We start from the raw sequence: 20,660 nt of genomic DNA, 5'->3' as shown, positions 1-20,660 counted from the left end.
CGTCGCCTGCGCGTACGCCGCCCGTCGCCTCGGCGTCAGGCGAGTACGACCTCCGTGCGCACCGTCTCGCAGGCGGTGCCCGGGGCGATCCGCAAGTGGAGCGCGCGGCCGGTACCCAGGACCTCCACCCTCGGGTCCCGGGTGGTCACCGAGCGTACCGGCCGGTCCCAGGTCACTTCGACCGGTGACCCGCCGCGGTCGGGCGCCGCGAGGGAGAGGGTCGCCGTTTGGCGCGCTGCGTGGACGAGGACGCTCGCCGGGCCGTCGGCGCCCAGGCCCCCCACCGTGCCCGCCGTCCAGAAGTTGGCGGCGAGCAGCCCGAGCCGGACGGCCGAAATGGCCTGCGTGGAGGCCGAGTTGGCCAGCACACGCACCCGGTCGCGGTCGGCGGCCCGCACCGCGGTCTCCCCCTGCCGGGCCCCGGGCAGCACGACATAGGCGTACCCGGCGCCGGTGGGGTCGGTGCCGTGGTCGAACCAGAGGGTGAGGTAGCGGCGGACCACGGGGTCGGTGGTGCCGCCTGTGTTGATGGCACGCCAGGTGCCGGTGCGCTCCTCGCGCAGGGTCTCCAGGCGGGCGCCGCCGGGGAAGACATAGCCGCCCTGGCCCGCGATGTGCGCCCAGCGGGCACGGGGGAAGGTGTCGCGGCGGCCGAGGGCCCCGGGCAGCCGGCGGCCGTCGACGGTCAGGGCATGGGTGCCGGCGGCGCCGAGGTTGCGCTGGTCGACGACGCTCTCCACCGGCCGGCCGTCGCTCGCGGCGATGCCGGCGCCGAGGCAGACGATCTCGTCGCCCACGAAGAACCACGATTTGCGGGCGACCAGGGTCGAGGAGAGCCCCTTGAGGTGCTGGCCGAGGGCCGCGTACGTTCCGTCGCCCGCGCCGCCCACCCAGGTGACGGCGGGCCGGGCCGCGCCCCACGCGCCGCCTTCGCCGTCCGCGAGCGGCTTGCGCGAGACGGTGGTGCCGGGCATGCGGTACGGGTCGGCGGTGGGCCAGAAGCCGTCGCTGTACTGATCGCCCGCGAAGCCCGCGCCCCACCAGGCGAGCATGCCGGATCCGGTGCTCCAGCCGCGCAGGTTCTCGCCGTTGCCGTTCTCGTAGTACGCGATCCGGTTCGAGGACATGCTCAGGGACGCGGCGAAGCGGGTGCCCCGGTGCACGGCGCGGTCCATGGCGGGAGAGGCGGGGGCCGGTGGGCGCCGGGGCGGCGCTCGGCGCGGCGTCCACGGCGGCGCGCAGCAGCGCGAGATTGGCGACCGACAGGCGCTGGTCGGTGAGGACCGGGGTGGTCTGGGCGCGCTGCGTCCAGCCTTTGATCAGGGCGCGCCAGCGGTCGCGTTCGGCCGGTGAGGCGCCGAGGGCCAGCATGGCGATGTGGGCCATGATCGTGCGGCCCATGAGCTGGTCGTCGGTCGTCTGACGGGAGATCGCGCGGCCGTTGACGCAGTCCATCATCAGTCCGTCGTGGATGAAGGGCGCGTAGCAGCGCTCGACGGAGTCGAGGATGATCTGCCGGTTGGGGTCGGTGACCGCCCAGGTGGAGCCGGCGAGCAGCGCGAACAGCCGGGACAGGCCGTCGATCTGCACCTCGCCGTACGAGCCGGTGTAGGCGATCCAGGTGTGCTGGACGAAGGAGCCGTCGGCGTACAGGCCGTCCCCGCCGGTGACGTAGGGGAAGACGGGCGAGAGCGCGTCGCGGGCCAGGGCGATCTTCGCGGCGTTCTTGCCGAGCACTCCGCGGGTGGCGAGGACCCGGCACAGGTCGGTGCGGTTGGCGCCGGTGGAGGTGCCGGCGTAGACGGCGACGGCGCTGTCGGGGACGAAGTGGTCGACGGCGGCGGTGTACTGGCCGATCTGGGCGGTGGTGAGGGTGTCGTACGCGATGACGGCGGTGTCCAGGAGGAGACGGGGGCTGCCGATCTGCCAGTCCCACCAGTTGCCGAAGGACTTGGTGTTCTCGTTGTAGATCCGCGTGTACAGGTGGTCGAGGCCCCGGCCGACGGCGGCGATCAGGGCGGCGTCGCCGGTGGATCCGGTGCCGGGCTGTGCCCAGGCCTGCGCCATGGTGTTGAGCCGGGTGTAGCTCGCGCTCATGTTGGCGGAGCCGGTGGCGGGGTTGGTGAGCGGCTGGTCGGGCCAGAGGGATCCGCTTGCCGGGGCCATGGTGGCGAGCGCCGTGCGGGCGGCGGCGCCGAGGGTGGCCAGTTTGGTGGCGTAGGGCTCGGCGGTCGCGTCGAAGCCGGTGCCGAGCGTGAGGTCGCGCCACCGCAGGCGCAGAGTGTCGAACTCCTCCGCTGCGTGCGGGAGTTGCGGCTTCTTCGGGGCGGCCGCCGTGGCCGGGGCGGTGGGGAGGGTGAGGCCCAGGGCGACGGCGGCGCCGGTGCCGGACGCGGCGAGGAAGGTGCGGCGTGAACTGCCCGAGGGGGATGGCATGGTGGCGGGACCTCCGGAACGTGGGCGAACAAGGAGGGGCACGGGGTGGGCGCGAAGGCCCGGGCGAGCGCGGCGCGATGGAGCGGTTTCTCTCACGACATCGAAAGAACGCGCAATACTTCGCACATTCATCACGAGAATTGATCGTTCGCTCAGAAACACGCACGAACGATCCAACGAGGATTACGCTCCTGGTCAGCGGTTGACGGCGGTCGGCGGGAGCCGGCGGGGAGGGGCGGGGCCACGTGCATGCCGAGGACAGGCACCAGGCGATACTGCGGCGGCTGCGTGAGCGTGGCTCGCTGCGCGTGACCGATTTCGCCGAGGAGTTGAGGGTGTCGGCGGTGACGGTGCGCCGGGACGTGGAGGCGCTGGCCGAGCGCGGTCTGGTGGCCCGGGTGCACGGGGGCGCGTTGCTCCCCGACCCGGCGCCGCCGGGCCGCGCGCCCCGGCCGGACGGGCCGGGCCCGGTCTTCGGCCTCGTCGTGCCGGCGGCCGACTACTACTATCCCGAGGTCATCCGGGGGGCGAGAGAGGCCGCCGCCGCCCGGGGCATCCGGCTCGTACTCGGCATCTCGCAGTACCGGGCCGACGAAGAGCGGGCGCAGGTGCGCCAGTTGCTGTCGCACGGCATCGACGGGCTGCTCATCGCCCCGTGCGGGCCGCCCGGCGACCAGGACTGGCTCGCGGCGCTCGGCGTGCCCTTCGTGCTGGTGGAGCGGCGCTCGGGGGACGATGTGCCGGGCGCCGAGCAGGTGGTCACCGACCACGCCCATGGCGCGCGCCTCGCCGTACGCCACCTCGCGCGCTCGGGCCGCGAACGGATCGGGCTCCTGGTGCGCTCGGACAGCCCGCACAGCGCGCTGGTCAAGGAGGGCTACCTCGACGGGCTCGCCTCCCTCGGCCTGCCCGCGCCGCGGTCACTGCTCTTCACCATCACGGCGCCGGAGGCCGATCCACTGCGCCGGGACGCCCAGCTCGACGAGTTCACCGGCGCGGTCGGGGACGGGCTGCTCGACGCGGTCCTCGTCCACAACGACCACGACGCGATCGTGCTGCGCCCCCGGCTGCGGACGCGGGGCCTTTCCGTGCCGGGCGACCTCGCGATCGTGGCGTACGACGACGAGGTCGCGGCGCTGGCCGACATCCCGCTCACGGCCGTGGCGCCGCCCAAGCGGGCGGTGGGGGTCGCGGCGGTGGACCTGCTCGCCCTGCGCGTGGCCGACCCCGGGCGGGCCAGGCACCGCCTGTCGATCCTGCCGGAACTGCGACAGCGCGCCTCCAGCGGCTGACGCGGGGGCGCGGGCCCGGACAGTGTCTCTGTTGGGCCTTCGGCCCCTCAGCCGCCGTCGCGGAAGACGAGCAGATAGCGCCAGAAGAGCAGCCTGCGGATGCGGCATCCGGGAAGCAGGGCCGCGGCTTGCTCGCGGATCTCCGGCAGGGGTACGGCGGGCGGTGCCACCGGCGCCTTCACCCGCTCGCGTCCGGCCGGGACGGGGCCGGAGCGGACCCGTCCCCTTGGGGACCCGGCCCCTCGCGGCGACGGCGAGCCGGGCGGCGGCGTTGACCGGGACGGCCGCCAGGCTCCAGGCCCAGTCCAGAGGGGTCTTCTCCGGGTAGCAGCCCAGGATGACCAACACGCCGCCGGGCGCGAGGGCGTCCCGCAGGGCCGTGACGGCGGTGAACGGCATGTGGTGGATGCTCGCCAGGCACGAGATGAAGTCGTAGTGGGCCTTGGGCAGGTGGACCTCGGTGACGTCCGCGTGCTCGAACCGGGGGCCCGGGCCGCCCGCCGCCTCCCGGGACAGCGCCCGGGCCCGCGCGATGGCCTCCGGGGAGGGGTCGATCGCGTCCACCTCCATCCCCAGCCGCGCGAGCCGCCGCGCGAACCGGCCGGTTCCGCAGCCGACGTCGAGGGCGGTGCGGGGGTGTGGTGGCAGGTGGCGGATCAGGAGGGGATGGTAATGGTCGTTGTGATCAAAGCCCATTCCGCGACTCTCCCACACGCCGTCGCCCCAACTCCGGTGCGGAAGGGGCCCGTTCGGGCCCGGCCGGGGTGCGGGCCGCAGGAGGTTGCCCGCGCAGTTCCCCGCACCCCTGACTACTCGACGCCGGCCCGCATCGGCAGCCTCAGCCCGTCTTGGGGCCCCACCGAGTCTGCGGCGGAGCCCCAGGGAGTTCGACTGCGGACCGTGGCCGCTCCTCGCGCAGTTCCCCGCGCCCCTGGCGGGATTCGTGCCGGCCCATGTGCACATACCCAGCCCGTCCGGCGATTGAGGACGAGGCCCTTCAGGCCGAACGGGGTCTGGGGCGCAGCCCCAGGGACCCTGGCCTCAGCGGTGGAGCCGCCAGCGCAGCGAACCCCGCAGGCCCGCCGCGATCCCAGGATCACGGACCGAGGGCGTACGGTCGACCACCTGGACCGTGAGGTCATGGGACCCCCGCCCAAGCCCGAGCTCCCGCACCGGCACCGCGTCCCGCCCCGCGTACCGCCGAAGCTCCCGCCCGTCCAGATACCACCGCACCGTCAGCTGCCGCGCCCCGGCCAGCCGGGGAACCGTCACCCGGGCCGTGTCACCCGGCCGCAGCGTACGCGCCGTGGACGTCGCGGGCGTCGCGATCGACGCGTGCCGGTAGAACCCCGCGATCATCGCCTCCACCCCCGGCAGGCTGAACGGCTTGCCGAGCACCCGCATGATCGAGGCGTCGGTGGGCCGGTTGAGGCCGGTGACGTAGTAGCCGCCGCCCTCGTATGCGCCCACAGTCCCCCCGTCCGGCGACGTCTCACCGAGCCAGCGGTACCACTTGACGCGCTGGGCCGCCATCTGGTCGGCGGACAGGGTCGAGATGTCGGACTGGGCGGGCTCGGGCCCCGTGTAGTGCTCGTAGCCCGGGGTGTCGGGGTAGAAGTATTCGTCCGCCAGCTTCCCGAGCGAGTGCCCGGTCTCGTGGATGGCGACCTGCCCGGACTTGGCGTTCCCGGCGGACGCGGTGGATATGCCCTCGTAACCGAGCGTCTTGGACGGCTCGTTGTAGCCCGCCCCGCCGTACTTGGCGCTGTTGGCGAGCACCACGACCAGATCGGCCTGGGGCGCCTTGGCCACATAGGAGTCGACCTTGTCCTGGTCGACGCAGAGCAGCCGCTCGACGCCGTCGCACCAGAAGTACGAGCCGAGCGCGGTGTTCTTCACGTCGCCCTGCGCCGGATCACCGGAGACCCCGCTCTGGGCGGACACGGCGTCCACCGTCCAGACGTTGAACAGGTTCTGGTACGTCGTGTACGGCTCGACGCCGGTGATCTCGCCCCACTTCTCCTTGGCGTCGGCGTGGAACTGGTCCAGCTGACCGGCGGTGTACCCGTCGCCGACGATGACGACGTCCAGGCGGTCGGCGGTCGAGCCGTTGTCGATCATCTTGGTGACCTGGCCGTCGGCGGCGGTGGCCGCGGGCGCCGACAGGTGCGACGCGGGCCTGCCCTGCCCGTTGACCGGGACCATGGCGTGGCCCGAGCCCGCCGGGGTCTGCCCGGGGCCGGCTTCGGGTCCGGGTATCTCGACCTGCACCTGGGGCCGTGGCGGTGGTGGCGGCGGTCCGGCCGCGGCCGCGGTGCCGGGTCCCGAGGCGAGCGCGGCCAGGACGGTGACGCCGGCCAGCGTGGCCGCCGCGATACCGGTGCGCCGGGCGCCACCGCGGTGCCTGACGGCGCCTCTGCGCAGGGGTGAGCGCATGAAGTCCTCCTTGAGTGAGGGAAGTTAAGCAGCCGCATAAATGTGGTGAACGGCCTGCTTAAATTAGGGGGCGCACGGGGCGTGCGCAATGCTTTGGGGCCAAGGGGACGCCATGGACGCACCTGCCGTGATCGGCCGCCGAGTTCAGCGACTGCGCGCGCAACTGGGCCTGACCCAGCGCCAGCTGGCCGAGCCCGCCTACACGCCGGCGTATGTGTCCACCCTGGAGTCGGGCAAGGTCCGCCCGTCGGAGGCGGCTCTGCGCCATCTCGCGGGGCGGCTCGGCACGACGTACGAGGAGCTGGCCACGGGCCGCCCGGCCCACCTCGCCACCGAGCTGCGGCTCGCCCTGACCGACGCCCAGCGCGTGCTGGCGACCGGCGAGGCCGACGAGGCGGCCCTCGCCTATCGAGGTCTGTTGACGCGGGCCGAGCTGCACGGCTTGGACCAGGAGCGCGCCGAGGCGCTGCTCGGGCTCGGCGAGTGCGCTCTTGAGCTGGGCGAACTGGCCGACGCCGCGCGGCACTTCGAGGCGAGCGAGCGGATCCTGGCCGCCGAACCGCTGCCGCGCAGGGTCCGGGCGATCCGGGGCCGGGCGGTCGTCCACATCCTGGCGGGCGAGCTGCGGTACGCCTGCTACCTCCTGGAGTCGGCCATCGACGAGCTGACCACCGGCGGCCTGGCCGACCCCGAGGCGCTGGTGCTCCTGTACGCGGCGGTCATCAGCCCCTATCTGGACATGGGCGCCCAGGCCCGGGCCGCGCGCGCCGCCGAACTGGCGCTCGCGCTGGCCCCGCAGGTCGCCGACCCCGTTCTGGTCGCGGGGATGCACCGGCAGGTCGCGCGGACCTTCCTGGCGGAGGGGCGCCTCGCCGACGCGGACGCCTCGCTCGCCAAGGCGCAGTCCGTCTACCGCCAGCTGAGTCTGCGCACCGATCTGGCGCACTGCCACTGGATGCGCGGTTACGTCCACGCCCAGGAAAGTCAACTCGCGGCGGCCGAGCGGGAGTTGCGTACGGCCCGGGACATGCTCGCGGCCAAGCGGGCCGCCCTGTTCACGGCGCAGGTCGAGGTGGAACTCGCGGACGTGCTGCGGCGCCTCGGGCGGCACGCGGAGGCGATGGCGCTGCTCACTCCGCTCACCGAGCTCGGCGACCAGCACGGCGCGGTGCACGCGGGCGGCGCGCACCGCCTCCTCGGTCTGATCCACGAGGAGCGGGGCGAGAGCGACGCGGCGGAGCGGCACTACGTCACCGCGCTCGGGCTGCTCGAACGGAGCGGGGCGAGCGGCGACCTGGCGGACCTGTGCCGTCTGCTCGGCGACCTGCTGCGCCGCGCCGGGCGCATGGAGGCGGCCATGGACGCCTACCGCACCGGCCTCGGCCACCGGGCCGCGCCGGGCACGACCACCCTGGGGCCGGCCCCGATGCCACCCGGCGTCCCCGGCGCCTGAGCGAGATCGCGCCACACCGCGCCGTACCCGCTTCCCGGAGCCCCGCACACCCGTTCAACGGGGCCGCGCCACACCCACTCCCCGAAGCCGCGCCACACCCACTCCCCGAAGTAGTTGAAATCCGAACGGAATAGTTCTAGCGTGAATCTCGTTGAACATTAAACCGCTTCGGCGCCAGGCCGCGGCGCACAGCGAAGGAGTACGTCATGGGTCTCTTCGGCCGTAAGAACAGCGGCGACACCGCCACGCCCGAGTCCCCCGCGCCCGCCACCCCGGCGGACCCCGCGCTCGCCGCCCTGAGCGGCACCTACACCGTCGACCCGGCGCACAGCAGCATCGGCTTCAGCGTGCGCCACGCCATGGTCACCAACGTCCGCGGCTCCTTCACCGAGCACGAGGGCACCCTCACCCTGGACGGCGCGAACCCGGCCGCGTCCGCCGCCGCCATCGACGTCAAGATCGCCAGCGTGGACACCGGCATCGCGGACCGCGACGCCCACCTGCGCAGCGGCGACTTCTTCGACGCCGAGCGGTTCCCGCTCATGCGCTTCCGCTCGACCGGGGCCTCGGCGCTCGGCGGCGACACCTACCGGATCACCGGCGACCTGACGATCAAGGACGTCACCCGGCCGCTCACCATCGACCTGGAGTTCAACGGCGCGGCCACCGACCCCTACGGCAACGAGCGGGTCGGCTTCGAGGGCAGCGCCGAGATCCTGCGCTCCGACTGGGGCCTGACCTGGAACGCGGCCCTGGAGACGGGCGGCGTGATGGTCAGCGACAAGGTGAAGCTCACCTTCGACATCTCCGCGATCAAATCCGCCTGACCGCCGCCAAAGCCCCGGCCGGCGCCGAAAACGCCTTGCCTCACGGTGCGCGGTGGGCCAGGCTGCCGCGCATGTCCGAGAACGCCGTCATCGGCTCCCCAGCGGTCAACGCCCTCTTCTCCCACGGGCGTCTGACGGCGATCCCCCGCAAGACCGCGCGCCGCGAACAGCTGCTCACCCATCTCGCGGCCACGCTCTTCGCGCCCGGCCGCGACTACAGCGAGCGTGCGGTCAACGAGGCGCTGCTCACCGTGCACGACGACTTTCCCGCGCTGCGCCGCTTCCTGGTGACCGGCGGGCATCTCGTGCGCACCCGGGACGGCGCCCGCTACCGGCGCGCCAGGTAGTCCGCGAACACCGCGAGCGTCGCGAGCACCGCGACCAGGACAAGGGCGGCGGCCGTCTTCTCGCGGGTCGTGTACGGCGGCACCTGAGGCAGGGCGGGAAACGCGCTGTGCGAGGACGGCGGCGCGGCCGCCACCTGGGGGCGGGCCAGGGCGCGGCGGCGGGCGGCGGCAAGGACCAGATGCAGCAGCGGGACGAGCGCCGGACCGGCCAGTGCGGCGACACCGGTCCATGCCGGCAGGCCCAGGGCGGCCACCGCGAGCAGCACACCCACGAACCACGCCCAGCAGCCGACGGCGCCGGCCAGCGGGGCCCGCACCAGCAGGCGCAGGGGCGCCCTGCCCCGGTGGGCCAGCGCGGTCAGGGACTCGGCGAGTACGGCGGTACGGTCGTCGGCGGGCCGGGACCGCGCCTGGTCCCACGCCTGGTGCGCGGCTCCGACCGGGTGGCCTATGACCGCGAGCACGAGGCGCGCGTCGTGCCGCTGCACCCGCGCGTCGGAGGGCCGCCCGGTGGCGCCGGGGACCTCGGCCGCGTACTGCGCCCGCGCCGAGTCCGGGTCCAACTCCCTTATCCGGGCGGCCAGTTCGGGGGCCCGGCGATTGCGTGCGGGGTCGTCGTCGGCGAGGCACAGATCGGTGTAGGCGGCGAGCAGACCGAGGTCGTCGGGGAAGGCGTCAAGGCCCTCACGGAACACCGCTTCGGCCCGGTCGGCGTGCTCGTGGGCGCCCTCGGCGGCATAGGCGCGGCCGAGCAGGGCGTAGAGGCGGGGGTCGGGGCCCTCGGTGTACAGCGCCGCCCGCGCCGCCTTGCGGGCCGCGCTGGTGCGGCCCTCGCGCAGCAGCGCCTCGACGTCGGCGCAGGCCGCGATGGTGTCTTCGTGCCCGGCGTGCAATGTGTCCCCAACTCTGGATGTGCGGCTCGCAACTATCACTCGCTGGGGCGCGACGGGTCAACAGCGCCCGGGCGGGGCGGCCCGCGTCACACCCGCCGCGCCCGGGCCCTCGTATCCCCCGAGGGGGCCCGCGTCACCAGTCGCCGCCGCCGAACCCCCCGCCGTCGCCGCCTCCGCCTCCGCCGCCCCAGTCGCCCCCGAAGTCGGACGGGTTGAAGTCGGAACCCGACACGTCGCCGCCGTCGTAGCCGCCGCCCATGTCGTAGGAGCCGGCCCCGTAGTCCGAGGCGTACGCCGGGGTCGACAGCATGGAGCCGAGCATCGTGCCCATCAGGAGGCCGGGCAGCATGCCGCCGCCGAAGTAGCCGCCCGCCCAGGGGCCGTAGGCCGGGCCCGCGTCGTAGTAGGGGCGGCGGCCCTGGTCGGTGTCGACCTCGCGGACCATCGGGTCCTGGCCGTCGCGCAGCCGGGTCGCGTCCGCGAGGCAGACCGGCACCTGGCGCGGGGCGCCGCCGGCCGGGGTCCAGGTGGCGTCCTCGACGGAGGGGCCGTGGCGCGGGTCGAAGAAGCAGGGGGCGCGGCGCTCGGGCAGCGGGCGGTGCTCGCGGCGGGCGGCGAGGGTGGCGAGGGAGAACCTGCCGTCCTCAAGGGCCTGGGTCACGCCCGTCACGTCGGCGGGCCGCTCGGCCTTGGCCATCAGGGACTTCGCGGTCTCATAGGAGTCCAGGGCGCGCTCGTAGTCGGCGCGCATCGCGTCGTCGGCGCCCGCTTCCGCCGGGTGGAAGTCGAGCCGGTCGAGCTCTTCGCCGAACGCGGTGATGTCCTCGTCCACGACGACCTGAAGGCGCTGGAGCGCGGCCCGCTCCTCCTCGGCCTTCCTCCTGCGCCCGCGCCGCACCAGCGCGTACGCGCCCGCGCCGCCCGCCACGAGGACCGCGCCCACCCCGACGAGCGCGCCGGTGTTCACCCCGCCGCCCGAGTGCGAGCCGCCGCCCCAGGAGGCGGGCGCGTGGCCCTTCATCTGCGGCAGGGCCTTGTCGACGAAGGCGTTGAGCTGGGTCGCCGCGTCTTCGCCGGTGCCGGGGGCGCGCACCGCGCTGTTGAGGTTCTTGACGGCCTGCGGGGGCATGACCTTGCGGTCGGCGCCGGAGGTGAAGGCGTCGCCGAGCCGGATCGCGTACAGGCCTGTGACGCCGGTGTCCGTGCGCAGGTAGCCCAGGATCGAATCCTTGGGGTACGCGGCGCTGTTGGGCAGCACGGCCACGAACAGCGGCTTGTCCGCGTCCTTGATCTTCTTGGCCAGGGCGTCGGCCTGGGCGGGACTGAGCTGGCTCGCGGCTCCGGGATCGACGTAGACCGGGCTCTTCTTGAGCTGGTCGGCCACGTCGGACGCGCCGGAGGCGGCCATGGCGGGCGCCGCCGTGACCAGCGCGGCGAGCGCTACGGCGGGGAGTACGGAGATAACCCTGAGCCTCATGGTGCCGACGCTACCCGAGGGGACGCGGAAACGGACATACGGGAAGCGGGCGGCCGGGTGCGGGGCGGGCGGCCGGGTGCGGGGCGGGCGGCCCCGGGTCCTCTGGCGCGGCCCCGCCCCGGCGCGGCTTCAGCGGCGCGGTTCGGCGCCGGCCCGCAGCAGACCGTAGGTGTACGCGTCCTGGAGCGCTTCCCACGACGCGGCGATCACGTTGGGTCCCGCGCCGACGGTGGTCCACTCGGCCGCGCCGTCCGTGGTGGTGATCAGGACGCGGGTGGTGGACGCGGTGCCGTGCTTGCCCTCCAGGGTGCGCACCTTGTAGTCGACCAGCTCGAACTTGGCGACCTGCGGATAGAACCGCTCCAGGCCCTGGAGCAGCGCCGAGTCGATCGCGTTGACCGGGCCGTTGCCCTCGGCGGAGACGATCAGACGCTCCTGGCCGACCCAGAACTTCACGGTGGCGCCATTGGCGTGGGTGCCGTCCTCGCGGGTCTCGACGATCGCCTGGTACGACTCGATGCGGAAGTAGTCGCGCGGGCCGCCCTCGACCTCGTCGCGAAGCAGCAGCTCGAAGGAGGCGTCGGCGGCCTCGTAGGTGTAGCCCTCCAGCTCGCGTGCCTTGACCCGCTCCACGACCCGGGCGACCACCTCGCGGTCGTCACCGAGGTCGACGCCGAGCTCCTTGCCCTTGAGCTCGATGGAGGCCCGGCCCGCCATGTCGGAGACCAGCATCCGGATGTGGTTGCCGACCAGACCCGGGTCGATGTGCTGGTAGAGGTCGGGGTCGACCTTGATCGCGGAGGCGTGCAGGCCCGCCTTGTGGGCGAAGGCGGAGTACCCGACGTACGGCTGGTGCGTGGAGGGGGCGAGGTTGACCACCTCGGCGATGGCGTGCGAGATGCGGGTCATCTCGGCGAGCGCGCCCTGGGGCAGCACCCGCTTGCCGTACTTGAGCTCAAGGGCGGCGACCACAGGGAAGAGGTTGGCGTTGCCGACGCGCTCGCCGTAACCGTTGGCGGTGCACTGCACGTGGGTGGCGCCCGCGTCGACGGCGGCCAGGGTGTTGGCGACCGCGCACCCGGTGTCGTCCTGGGCGTGGATGCCGAGCCGGGCGCCGGTGTCGGCAAGGACGGTGGCGACGACCGCGTGGATCTGCGCGGGCAGCATGCCGCCGTTGGTGTCGCAGAGGATGACGACGTCGGCGCCGGCCTCACTGGCGGCCCGCACGACGGCCTTGGCGTACTCGGGGTTGGCCTTGTACCCGTCGAAGAAGTGCTCGCAGTCCAGGAAGACCCGCCGGCCCTGCTCGCGCAGGTGGGAGACGGTGTCGCGGACCATCTCCAGGTTCTCCTCCAACGTGGTGCGCAGCGCCAGCTCGACATGGCGGTCGTGTGCCTTGGCGACCAGCGTGATCACCGGAGCGCCGGACTCGACCAGGGCCCTCACCTGGGGGTCCTCGGCGGCCTTGCCACCCGCGCGGCGGGTCGCGCCGAAGGCGACCAACTGGGCGTTGCGGAAGGTGATCTCGTGTCGCGCGCGGGCGAAGAACTCGGTGTCGCGGGGGTTGGCGCCTGGCCAGCCGCCCTCGATGAAGCCCACGCCGAACTCGTCCAGGTGCCGGGCGATCGTCAGCTTGTCCGCGACGGTGAGGTTGATGCCCTCGCGCTGGGCGCCGTCGCGCAGCGTCGTGTCGAAGACGTGAAAACCGTCGTCGACCCGGGGGCCGTGGAGAAGACTCTCCTCGGCGGCTCCGTGCGCCTCGTTGGTCGTCATGCTGATCTGACTCCTGTCGGGTTAGTGGCTCCGAGCTCCTGGCTCCACTTGCCCCCGTCGTCGCGCCGCTCGCCCCGGCCGTGGTGGGGCCGGTAAACGAAAAGACCCCTCGCGGGTGCGAGAGGTCTGCGCGCGGGTCTGGGGCACGATGGCCGCCGCCGCGGGTGGTTCCACGGTTCAGCGATCACTGCGGACCGGCGCGCCGCTGTCCATAATCATGGCGAAAGCGAGCACGCTGGCAGTCTGCCATACCGGTCCGGCTCCCTGAGACGGGGTCTCACCATCCGGGCGCCGCCCGACCTGCGCTAATTCGAGGGGACCGGTTCGGCTTCGGTGGCCGGCGACGCCTGCGCGACCCGGTGCAGGTCGATGTCGCGCGTCTCGCGCATGGTGAGGTAGACGACAAGGGAGACGGCCGCGCACCCGGCCACGTACCAGTAGAAGCCGGATTCGGCGCCCGCCTTCTTGAACCAGAGCGCCACGTATTCGGCCGTCCCGCCGAACAGGGCGTTCGCCAGGGCGTAGGGCAGGGCGACGCCGAGCGCGCGGATGCTGGTGGGGAAGAGCTCGGCCTTCACACAGGCGTTGATCGAGGTGTAGCCGGTGACCACGACCAGGGCGAGCAGGGCGAGACCGAAGGCGGGCCAGAAGGTCCCGGCGTGCTTGAGCATCGTCATGATCGGTACGGTCAGGAAGGTCGAGCCGACGGCGAAGGTGATCAGGAGCGGGCGGCGTCCGATCCGGTCGGAGAGCGCGCCCGCCAGCGGCTGGAGGCACATGAAGACGAACAGCGCGCAGAAGCTGACGAGGGAGGCGGTGGACTTCTCCATGCCGGCGCTCTTGGACAGGAACTTCGTCAGGTACGTCGTGTACGTGTAGTACGCGACGGTGCCGCCCATGGTGAGGGCCATGACCAGCAGCGCCTCGCGCCGGTGCGCCCACAGCGCCTTCAGGGTGCCCCGGTCCTCGTCGCGGGCCGCGTCCGACTCCTCGTACACCTCGGTCTCCAGCATGGAGCGGCGCAGATAGAAGACGACGGCCGCGCCGAGCGCGCCGACGATGAAGGGGACGCGCCAGCCCCAGCTGTGCAGGGCCGCGTCCGAGAGGCTGCGCTGCATGACGATCTGGAGGCCGAGGCCGACGAGCTGGCCCGCGGTCATCGAGACGTACTGGAAGCTGGAGGCGAAGCCGCGCCTGCCGGGGTCGGAGGCCTCGGTCAGGTAGGTGGCGCTGGCGGCGTACTCACCGCCCACGGAGAGCCCCTGGAGCAGCCGGGCGACCAGCAGGACCGCCACTCCCCCGTAGCCCGCGACCGCGTACGTGGGCGCGATCGCGATGAGGATCGCGGAGGCGGACATCAGGGTGACGGTCAGGGTGAGCGCGGCCTTGCGGCCCTTGCGGTCGCCGATCCGGCCCAGCAGCCAGCCGCCGACGGGCCGCATGAAGAAGCCGACCGCGAAGATCCCCATGGTGTTCATGAGGTTGGCGGTCTCGTTGCCCTTCGGGAAGAACGCGTCCGCGAAGTACACGGCGAACGTGGCGTACACGAACCAGTCGAACCACTCGACCATGTTGCCGGCCGAACCGACCCAGATCTTCTTCCAGTGCTCTCGTCCCATGGACGCTCACGGTGACGCAGCGGGGCCCGGGCGACAAGGAGTACGGGCGCAACGATCGGGCCTACTTGCGTGCGTTGCGTTCCCCGCGCCGGGCGCGCGGGGGGGGGCGGCGTGTCGGGAGCGCGCCGGGCCAGGCGTCAGGATCGCGCGGGGCGGCGCGTCACGTGCGCATCAGCGAATCGTCCACGAACTCCCTTACGTGGCCGAGTACTTGATCGCGTCCGGTGCCGGGCAGGCCGACCGCGACATGGACGCTGAACCCGTCGAGCAGGGCGCGCAGCCGGGAGGCGAAGCGGTCGGCGTCCACCGGGCGGAACTCACCGCGCGAGACGCCTTCGGCGAGTATCGCGACCAGGTCGCGGTGCCAGGCGCCCTCGATGGCGGCCTGCCGGACGCGGGCGGTTCCCTCGGCGTTCTGCGAGCGGTTCCAGACCTCGAGCCACAGGATCCAGTGCGGGTCGCGCGGCCCGTCGGGGACGTACAGGTCGATGTAGGCGTCGAGCCGCTGCCGCGCGGTGCCGGGCCTGGCCAGCAGCCCGCGCCGCTCGTCGCCGAGCCGGCCCTCGCTCCACTCCAGGGTCTGGAGCAGCAGCTCGTCCTTGCTGCGGAAGTAGTAGAGCAGGTGCCCGCTGGACATCCCGACCTCCCGGCCGAGCCCCGCCATGGTGAGCCCGTCGAGCCCGCGCTCGGCGATGGTGGCCATGGCGGCGGCGAGCAGTTCCTCGCGGGGCGGGGCGGTGTTGCGGCGGCGCGGTGCGTTCACCCGTATGTTCTACCCGATCGCGTGGCCGGGACCGGCCACGCGGGCGTCCGCCCCGACAACGCCGCTCAGGCCCGCACCGCCGCCTCCACCGCGTCGAGGGCGAGCCGCCACGGGTATCCCTCGGGGGCCCGCTCGCCGTGCTGGTCCGGTAGGGGCCCGGCGCCGGCGCCGTGGAGCACCGTCACGCCGGCGGAGCGCAGCACCTCGATGGACCGCTCGAACTGGGGGTGCCGCGCGAGGTCGGCGTTCACGCAGGGCATGGCGAGGACCGGTATCCGCCTGCCGATCGCCTCGGCGGCCACGCCGGTCACATAGGACGACGTCAGCCCTAACGCCCAGGAGTTGAGGGAGTTGAAGGTGGCGGGCGCGAACAGAATGGCGTCCGCGCCCGGCCAGGCGTCGACCTCCCCCGGCCGCTCGTACCGCGACCGCACCGGATGCCCGGTCAACGTGGCGAGCCCCGACAACGACTCCTGCACCCAGGAGGCGGCGGTGGGCGTAAGTCCAAGACACACGTCCCAGCCCCCCGCTTGCAGCGACTCGACCACGGCGGCGACGTCGAAAACGGGCGGGGCGGCGGAGCAGAGGAGGTAGATGGTCCGTGAAGTCATACGGCTAGTCGATCACACCGGGGTTCCGGTGGGTCCGGGGTGGCGGAGGTCCGGGGTGACCGGAGGGCCGGGTTGCGCGGGGCCGGGGTTACGGGGCGTGCACCCGCCGGACCCCTCGGGCGGTCTCACCCGCCGCACGACTCGGCGAGCGCCGACACGCGAGACCCAACCCCTCGCCCGGTCACACCGGCACGACCAGGCGGGGCTTGCCCTGCTCCGCCGTGTAGTCGAGGGTCTGCCATGTGCCGGTGGAGGGCACGATGGAGTGCGGGAATCCGATGGTCAGGGAGGCGTGGTCGACCATCCACCTGTTCCGCGCGTGGTAGGCGGCGCGGCCCAGTTCCGCCGCACCGAGTTCGACGATGTCCCCGATGCGTCGCCCGGCCAGGGCGATGGCCCGGCACGCTTCGGCGGGCTGCTGGGCGGCAGTGCCGGGCACCACGACGGTGAGGCGCGCGTCGGTGTTCTCGGCCAGCCAGGCCAGCGCCAAGCTGTCGATGCCTCGGGCCCCGCCCAGGTAGAAGTGCCCGTCCGCGAACGGAGCCAGGTAGGTCACGAAGAGGGCGCCGTAGTCGCACCGGGGACGGTGCTCGGTCGCACGTGTCCCGGTGATGGCCACCGCCCGCATTAAGTCTGCCTCAGCTGCGACCACCCCATCGGGGGCACCGCCACCAAGTCAGCGGTGCGCACCAGCCGGCAGCGCTCCATGGGACCCGGAGTGGTGACTATCGGCATGTCTTACGACCCATCGGAGATCGACCTCACCAGATGCCGCGTATCAGACAGATCGGGTAGGACCATGAACGGTCCGGCACCGCGCAGCTCGTCCTCGCTGCTGCTCCCCGTCGCCACGGCGATGACTCGCACTCCGTTGGCGAGACCCGCTTCGACATCGGCCGGCGTGTCCCCGATCAGCACCGCGTCCCCAGCCGCGACGCCGGAGCGCTCCAGCGCGAGCTGAACCAAGCGGGCGCGCTCGTCGTCGTCTTCGCCGTAAGCCCCGAGTTCCCAGCGGATGTGGCGGTCGAGCCCGAACACCGCCAGCTTGATCTCAGAAACAGCACGCACGTTGCCAGACACGACCGTCTGTGTCACGTCGGCAGCATCAAGGGCAGCCAGTGCCGCGGCGGCACCGGCCAGCGCATGCCCGCGTTCGCGCAGCTCACCCGAACGCGCCAGATGCTCCTCGGTCAGGGCTTTGGCGAACGCTTCGAACTCCTGCCGACCGGTGGCCAACCCGTGCAGCTTCGCGGTCTCCCGGAAGATCACCGGCTCTGTAATCCCATCGATCTTCGCCTGCTCGCGCATCTCCTGACCCGTGGCCTGACGGAACGCCGCCGCCGACAACTCCCGCCCCACTCCACGCGTCGAGATCAACGTGTGGTCGATGTCCCACAACACCAGTCGCATGCCCCGCCTCCCCAACTGCCCGAATCCAGCGTGGTAACGAGCCTGCCCACAAACGGACACACAGTGCGCACAGAGCCGCCACCGTCCTAGGCTGGCGCAACACGCATCATGCGGGAAGGGAACGGCTCGACATGGACTCACCGAGACTCCCGGTCGGTGGGCGGATCGCGTACTACCGCACCGCGAACGGCAACCGTACCCAGGCCGCGATCGCCGGCCTGTGCGGCATCAGCGAGCGCTATCTGTCCCTCATCGAGAACGGCGCACGCGTGCCTTCCGCCGCCGTCCTCTCCCGCCTGGCCGCAGAACTCGGCGTACCCGTCGCCGCCCTCCTCACCGAACACACCCCGCCCAACCCATCGGCTCCCCTCACCGCCGAACCCGCAGTCGCCCGCGCCCTCATGGGCTTCAGCTCGGCACGCCCCAGTCAGCCCGCCGAGCCCGCAGTGCTGCGCGAACGCGTGGAACAGGCCTGGCGGATCTGGCAGACCTCGCAGACCCGCTTCACCAAAATCGCCGCCGTACTGCCCGCCCTCATCGAGGACGTCGAACACGCGGTACGCGTCCACCGCGCCGGCAACGACCCGGAAGCCCGGCGCGACGTCCTGCGCACCGCCGCCGATCTCTACGGGCTGCTCCGCTCCTACTGCCGACGCACCGGCCGCCTCGACCTGTCTTTGATGGTCGCCGACCGGGCCATCCGAGCCGCCGAAGATGCAGACGATCCTGTCCGCATCGCCGCAGCGTCATGGAACCTCGGCCACGTCCTGCTCTCCGACCCCCGTAACGACGCCGTCGAAGAAGCCGCCGACATCGCGCTCGACGCCATCGACCGCCTCAACCGCGAGACCAAGACCCCGCAGAGCGACGCCATCCAAGGCGCCCTGGAACTCGTCGCTATCGTCGCCGCAGCCCGCCGCCACCAGTGGTGGAACGCCCGCGAACGCCTCGCGGCGAAAGCCGCCCCTCTCGCGAAGAAGGCCGGGAAAGGCAACGTGCAGTACACCGCCTTCGGACCCACCAACGTTGGCCTGCACGCCCTCAGCATCGAAATGCTGGCCGGCGAATCAGCCGAAGCGCTACGAGTCGCCGACGAAGTCGACATCGGCGTCCTACCCAGCCGGGAGCGGCAGTTCACCTTCACTCTGGAAGTGGCCTGCTGCTACGCCATGCGCCGGGACGACGCAGCCGTCCTCGTCCATCTCCTCGCCTTGGAGGAACTCTCGGCCGAGGATCTCGCACGCAGCGCGACGGCGATCACCCTCATCGCGGACCTGCGTAAACGCGCGCGACCCACCTACCGCCGCCAGGTCGACAGCCTCGCCGAACGCCTCCACATCACCTGACCCGAACTCCCCGATCACCGGAACTCCCAGTTCGGGTAACGGCCCCATTGTGCCCCTACCTTCACTCCACACCCGTGAAGGAACCGGAGCAGACGATGACCGTGAACCGTGGACCTGCCCCCACCCAGCCCAGCACCCAAGGTGCCCGTTTGACCCGGGCCGGCGTCGACTGGGACGCCGTCATGGTCAGCCGCCTCTATGCCCTTCGGGCCCTCGAACTCCTCAACCGTCCCGGGTCGGTGACGGTGGATCCCCGGCGCACGGACCCGGTCCTCTGCTTCTTCGTCCCAGCTGGCACCACCGTCGGCTGGAGCCTCCCACAGTCCATCGCGTTCAGCACAGCGACCTACGTCATGCTGCCGCCTTCCCTCAAGGAAGCGCAGCCGGGCCCCTACTGGCTTCTGCCGCCCGTCGGCGGGTTCGTCCAGCACACCGGAACCGCAGCTCTCCAGGCAGCTCTCGCCGCCGTCGGGCTGGCGCCGAACAGTGAGGCGTCGTGAACTTTACCAAGATCTCGTCGGCCGTTGACCGTCCGCCGTACATCACGCCTGAGTGCAGAGTGGCCGACAAGGAGGGCTGGAGCGAGGGGCACCTCCTCTGCCCCGGACCGCTGGAGGTGCGTGGCCGCGCCGGTGGGGTCCCGTTCCAGAAGCTGACCTGCGCCTGCTGCTGCCACCAACCGACCGCCAAGGAGGAGACATGACCCTGGGCATGACTGGCACCAAGTTCTGCCTCTACTGCGACCGCCCCATCGAAGGCGCGGCCATCAAGGTCGGCGGCCCCAGCCGGCTCGGCGCGCCCAGTGGGGCTCGGGCGGACGACTTCCGGCACGTCAAGGGTGACCCGGCGTGCCGACCCCGCCGGTGACGGCGGAAGCGCCCGTCGCACCCCCGCCGGTGAGGGCAGAGGCACCCGCGCGCCGGAAGGGCCTACACCCTCGGCTGCTGCTGGGTGATGCAGTGGATACCTCCCCCGCCCGCGAAAATCGTCCGCGCGTCCACAAGCGTCACCGTCCGCTCCGGGAAGAGGCGGCGGAAGATCCCCGCCGCGTTCTCGTCGCGCGGGTCGTCGAAGGCGCACAGGATCACGCCGCCGTTGCACAGGTAGTGGTTGATGTAGGAGTAGTCGACCCAGCCGTGGTCGTCCTGGACGACGGTCGGGGCGGGGATTTCGACGACCTCCAACGAGCGGCCCCGCGCGTCCTTCTGGGCGCGCAGCAGCGCCACGTTCTCCTTGCAGAGCTCGTGGTCGGGGTGGGCCGGGTCGGGCTGGGTGTGGGCGACCACCACGCCGGGGCGGGCGAACGCGGCCACGATGTCGACGTGGCCGAGCGTGCCGTAGCCGTGCGGAGGGTAGTCGGCGGTCAGGCCGCGCCGCAGCCAGATGGCCTTGCGGGTGCCGAGCATGGCGTGGATCTCCGTCTCGACCTCCTCGCGGGTCCAGTCGGGGTTGCGCTCGGGGCCGAGCTGCACGGTCTCGGTGAGCAGCACCGTGCCCTCGCCGTCCACGTGGATGGCGCCGCCCTCGTTGACCAGGCGCGAGGTGTACGTGCGCGCCCCCGCCAGATCCGAGACGTGCGCGCCGATCTTCGCGTCGTGCTCCCAGGTCGCCCAGTCCTGCGCGCCCCACCCGTTGAACGTCCAGTCCACGGCGGCCAGTTGACCCTTGCCGTCGGTGAGGAAGGTGGGCCCGATGTCCCGCATCCACGCGTCGTCGAGTTCGCGCTCGACGAGGTCGATGTCCGGGCCGAGCAGCGCGCGGGCGCCCTCGGCCTGGCCGGGGCCGACCACCATGGTGACCGGCTCGAAGCGGCGTACCGCGCGGGCGACCGAGGCCCAGGCGGCACGGGACTGGGCGAGTTCGGCCTCGTTGGGGAAGGTGACGTTGGGGCCGGGCCACGCCATCCAGGTCCGCTCGTGCGGAGTCCACTCGGCGGGCATGCGGAAGCCGTCGGCGGCAGCAGACATCAGGGTGGTC

Annotated in this window: 18 protein-coding genes and 2 pseudogenes; 7 read left to right on the top strand and 13 right to left on the bottom strand. The window is 72.5% G+C overall.

The genetic code is table 11. From position 1 onward, the window contains the following. Window positions 1-35: 35 nt before the first annotated feature. A pseudogene (locus ABR738_RS28825) lies at window positions 36-2,436 on the bottom strand (polysaccharide lyase 8 family protein). A gap of 245 nt (window positions 2,437-2,681) precedes the next feature. Between ABR738_RS28825 and ABR738_RS28820 the strand changes: the two are divergent. Further along, the gene (locus ABR738_RS28820) at window positions 2,682-3,728 is read left to right on the top strand and encodes a substrate-binding domain-containing protein (protein ID WP_350232864.1); all 1,047 of its coding nucleotides are present in this window, start codon (window positions 2,682-2,684) and stop codon (window positions 3,726-3,728) included. A 47-nt stretch (window positions 3,729-3,775) separates the two neighbouring features. Here the strand turns inward: ABR738_RS28820 and ABR738_RS28815 are convergent, their stop codons facing one another. From ABR738_RS28815 to ABR738_RS28805, 3 genes and pseudogenes are all read right to left on the bottom strand, one after another. Then, window positions 3,776-3,898, bottom strand: a complete 123-nt coding sequence (locus ABR738_RS28815; protein ID WP_350234905.1) for a hypothetical protein — start codon at window positions 3,896-3,898, stop codon at window positions 3,776-3,778. A 214-nt stretch (window positions 3,899-4,112) separates the two neighbouring features. After that, a pseudogene (locus ABR738_RS28810) lies at window positions 4,113-4,424 on the bottom strand (class I SAM-dependent methyltransferase); the annotation flags it as partial. A gap of 345 nt (window positions 4,425-4,769) precedes the next feature. Continuing rightward, entirely contained in the window at window positions 4,770-6,164 is a 1,395-nt protein-coding gene (locus ABR738_RS28805) for a M64 family metallopeptidase (protein ID WP_350232863.1), read from the bottom strand. A 112-nt stretch (window positions 6,165-6,276) separates the two neighbouring features. On the opposite strand from ABR738_RS28805, the gene ABR738_RS28800 reads away from it, so the two are divergent. The 3 genes from ABR738_RS28800 to ABR738_RS28790 all read left to right on the top strand — a co-directional run bounded on the left by ABR738_RS28800 (window position 6,277) and on the right by ABR738_RS28790 (window position 8,791). After that, window positions 6,277-7,617, top strand: coding sequence for a helix-turn-helix domain-containing protein (locus tag ABR738_RS28800; protein WP_350232862.1), 1,341 nt, complete (start codon window positions 6,277-6,279; stop codon window positions 7,615-7,617). Window positions 7,618-7,823: 206 nt separating this feature from the next. Continuing rightward, the gene (locus tag ABR738_RS28795; RefSeq protein ID WP_350232861.1) at window positions 7,824-8,444 is read left to right on the top strand and encodes a YceI family protein; all 621 of its coding nucleotides are present in this window, start codon (window positions 7,824-7,826) and stop codon (window positions 8,442-8,444) included. 71 nt (window positions 8,445-8,515) lie between these two features. Continuing rightward, window positions 8,516-8,791 carry a DUF2087 domain-containing protein gene (locus tag ABR738_RS28790; RefSeq protein WP_350232860.1) on the top strand — a complete coding sequence of 92 codons (276 nt, stop codon included), beginning with the start codon at window positions 8,516-8,518 and terminating at the stop codon, window positions 8,789-8,791. Here ABR738_RS28790 and ABR738_RS28785 read toward each other — a convergent pair. From ABR738_RS28785 to ABR738_RS28750, 8 genes are all read right to left on the bottom strand, one after another. Continuing rightward, window positions 8,773-9,684, bottom strand: a complete 912-nt coding sequence (locus ABR738_RS28785; RefSeq protein ID WP_350232859.1) for a tetratricopeptide repeat protein — start codon at window positions 9,682-9,684, stop codon at window positions 8,773-8,775. The genes ABR738_RS28790 and ABR738_RS28785 overlap by 19 nt on opposite strands. A 133-nt stretch (window positions 9,685-9,817) precedes the next feature. Then, window positions 9,818-11,161: a hypothetical protein gene (locus tag ABR738_RS28780; RefSeq protein WP_350232858.1), complete on the bottom strand. Its 1,344-nt coding sequence runs from the start codon at window positions 11,159-11,161 to the stop codon at window positions 9,818-9,820. Between the two features lie 129 nt (window positions 11,162-11,290). Beyond that, window positions 11,291-12,934, bottom strand: coding sequence for a citramalate synthase (gene cimA, locus ABR738_RS28775; RefSeq protein ID WP_350232857.1), 1,644 nt, complete (start codon window positions 12,932-12,934; stop codon window positions 11,291-11,293). Window positions 12,935-13,239: 305 nt separating this feature from the next. Then, on the bottom strand, window positions 13,240-14,553 hold the full coding sequence (locus tag ABR738_RS28770) for an MFS transporter (RefSeq protein ID WP_350232856.1): 1,314 nt from the start codon (window positions 14,551-14,553) through the stop codon (window positions 13,240-13,242). Window positions 14,554-14,713: 160 nt separating this feature from the next. Further along, window positions 14,714-15,316, bottom strand: coding sequence for a TetR/AcrR family transcriptional regulator (locus tag ABR738_RS28765; protein WP_350232855.1), 603 nt, complete (start codon window positions 15,314-15,316; stop codon window positions 14,714-14,716). A gap of 65 nt (window positions 15,317-15,381) precedes the next feature. Then, window positions 15,382-15,927, bottom strand: coding sequence for a flavoprotein (locus ABR738_RS28760; protein ID WP_350232854.1), 546 nt, complete (start codon window positions 15,925-15,927; stop codon window positions 15,382-15,384). Between the two features lie 181 nt (window positions 15,928-16,108). Beyond that, on the bottom strand, window positions 16,109-16,555 hold the full coding sequence (locus ABR738_RS28755) for a hypothetical protein (protein ID WP_350232853.1): 447 nt from the start codon (window positions 16,553-16,555) through the stop codon (window positions 16,109-16,111). Between the two features lie 110 nt (window positions 16,556-16,665). Further along, entirely contained in the window at window positions 16,666-17,337 is a 672-nt protein-coding gene (locus ABR738_RS28750; RefSeq protein ID WP_350232852.1) for an HAD family hydrolase, read from the bottom strand. Window positions 17,338-17,468: 131 nt separating this feature from the next. Between ABR738_RS28750 and ABR738_RS28745 the strand changes: the two genes are divergently transcribed. The 3 genes from ABR738_RS28745 to ABR738_RS28735 all read left to right on the top strand — a co-directional run bounded on the left by ABR738_RS28745 (window position 17,469) and on the right by ABR738_RS28735 (window position 19,550). Next, the gene (locus ABR738_RS28745) at window positions 17,469-18,683 is read left to right on the top strand and encodes a helix-turn-helix domain-containing protein (RefSeq protein ID WP_350232851.1); all 1,215 of its coding nucleotides are present in this window, start codon (window positions 17,469-17,471) and stop codon (window positions 18,681-18,683) included. Window positions 18,684-18,832: 149 nt separating this feature from the next. Continuing rightward, window positions 18,833-19,183, top strand: coding sequence for a hypothetical protein (locus ABR738_RS28740; RefSeq protein WP_350232850.1), 351 nt, complete (start codon window positions 18,833-18,835; stop codon window positions 19,181-19,183). Between the two features lie 199 nt (window positions 19,184-19,382). After that, entirely contained in the window at window positions 19,383-19,550 is a 168-nt protein-coding gene (locus ABR738_RS28735) for a hypothetical protein (protein ID WP_350232849.1), read from the top strand. Between the two features lie 62 nt (window positions 19,551-19,612). On the opposite strand, the gene ABR738_RS28730 is transcribed toward ABR738_RS28735, so the two are convergent. Further along, complete coding sequence (locus tag ABR738_RS28730) at window positions 19,613-20,650, bottom strand: agmatine deiminase family protein (protein ID WP_350232848.1); 1,038 nt, start codon at window positions 20,648-20,650, stop codon at window positions 19,613-19,615. Window positions 20,651-20,660 lie beyond the last annotated feature (10 nt).

This window comes from Streptomyces sp. Edi4, assembly GCF_040253615.1.
Lineage (GTDB): Bacteria > Actinomycetota > Actinomycetes > Streptomycetales > Streptomycetaceae > Streptomyces.
The sequence above is the reverse complement of the archived record's forward strand: the minus strand, read 5'-3'. Positions and strand labels throughout refer to the sequence as shown.

Coding starts and splice junctions, on each gene's coding strand:
- ABR738_RS28805 (WP_350232863.1), bottom strand. CDS start 6,164: ATGCGCTCACCCCTGCGCAGAGGCGCCGTCAGGCACCGCGGTGGCGCC.
- ABR738_RS28800 (WP_350232862.1), top strand. CDS start 6,277: ATGGACGCACCTGCCGTGATCGGCCGCCGAGTTCAGCGACTGCGCGCG.
- ABR738_RS28795 (WP_350232861.1), top strand. CDS start 7,824: ATGGGTCTCTTCGGCCGTAAGAACAGCGGCGACACCGCCACGCCCGAG.
- ABR738_RS28790 (WP_350232860.1), top strand. CDS start 8,516: ATGTCCGAGAACGCCGTCATCGGCTCCCCAGCGGTCAACGCCCTCTTC.
- ABR738_RS28780 (WP_350232858.1), bottom strand. CDS start 11,161: ATGAGGCTCAGGGTTATCTCCGTACTCCCCGCCGTAGCGCTCGCCGCG.
- cimA (WP_350232857.1), bottom strand. CDS start 12,934: ATGACGACCAACGAGGCGCACGGAGCCGCCGAGGAGAGTCTTCTCCAC.
- ABR738_RS28770 (WP_350232856.1), bottom strand. CDS start 14,553: ATGGGACGAGAGCACTGGAAGAAGATCTGGGTCGGTTCGGCCGGCAAC.
- ABR738_RS28760 (WP_350232854.1), bottom strand. CDS start 15,927: ATGACTTCACGGACCATCTACCTCCTCTGCTCCGCCGCCCCGCCCGTT.
- ABR738_RS28755 (WP_350232853.1), bottom strand. CDS start 16,555: ATGCGGGCGGTGGCCATCACCGGGACACGTGCGACCGAGCACCGTCCC.
- ABR738_RS28750 (WP_350232852.1), bottom strand. CDS start 17,337: ATGCGACTGGTGTTGTGGGACATCGACCACACGTTGATCTCGACGCGT.
- ABR738_RS28745 (WP_350232851.1), top strand. CDS start 17,469: ATGGACTCACCGAGACTCCCGGTCGGTGGGCGGATCGCGTACTACCGC.
- ABR738_RS28735 (WP_350232849.1), top strand. CDS start 19,383: ATGACCCTGGGCATGACTGGCACCAAGTTCTGCCTCTACTGCGACCGC.
- ABR738_RS28730 (WP_350232848.1), bottom strand. CDS start 20,650: ATGTCTGCTGCCGCCGACGGCTTCCGCATGCCCGCCGAGTGGACTCCG.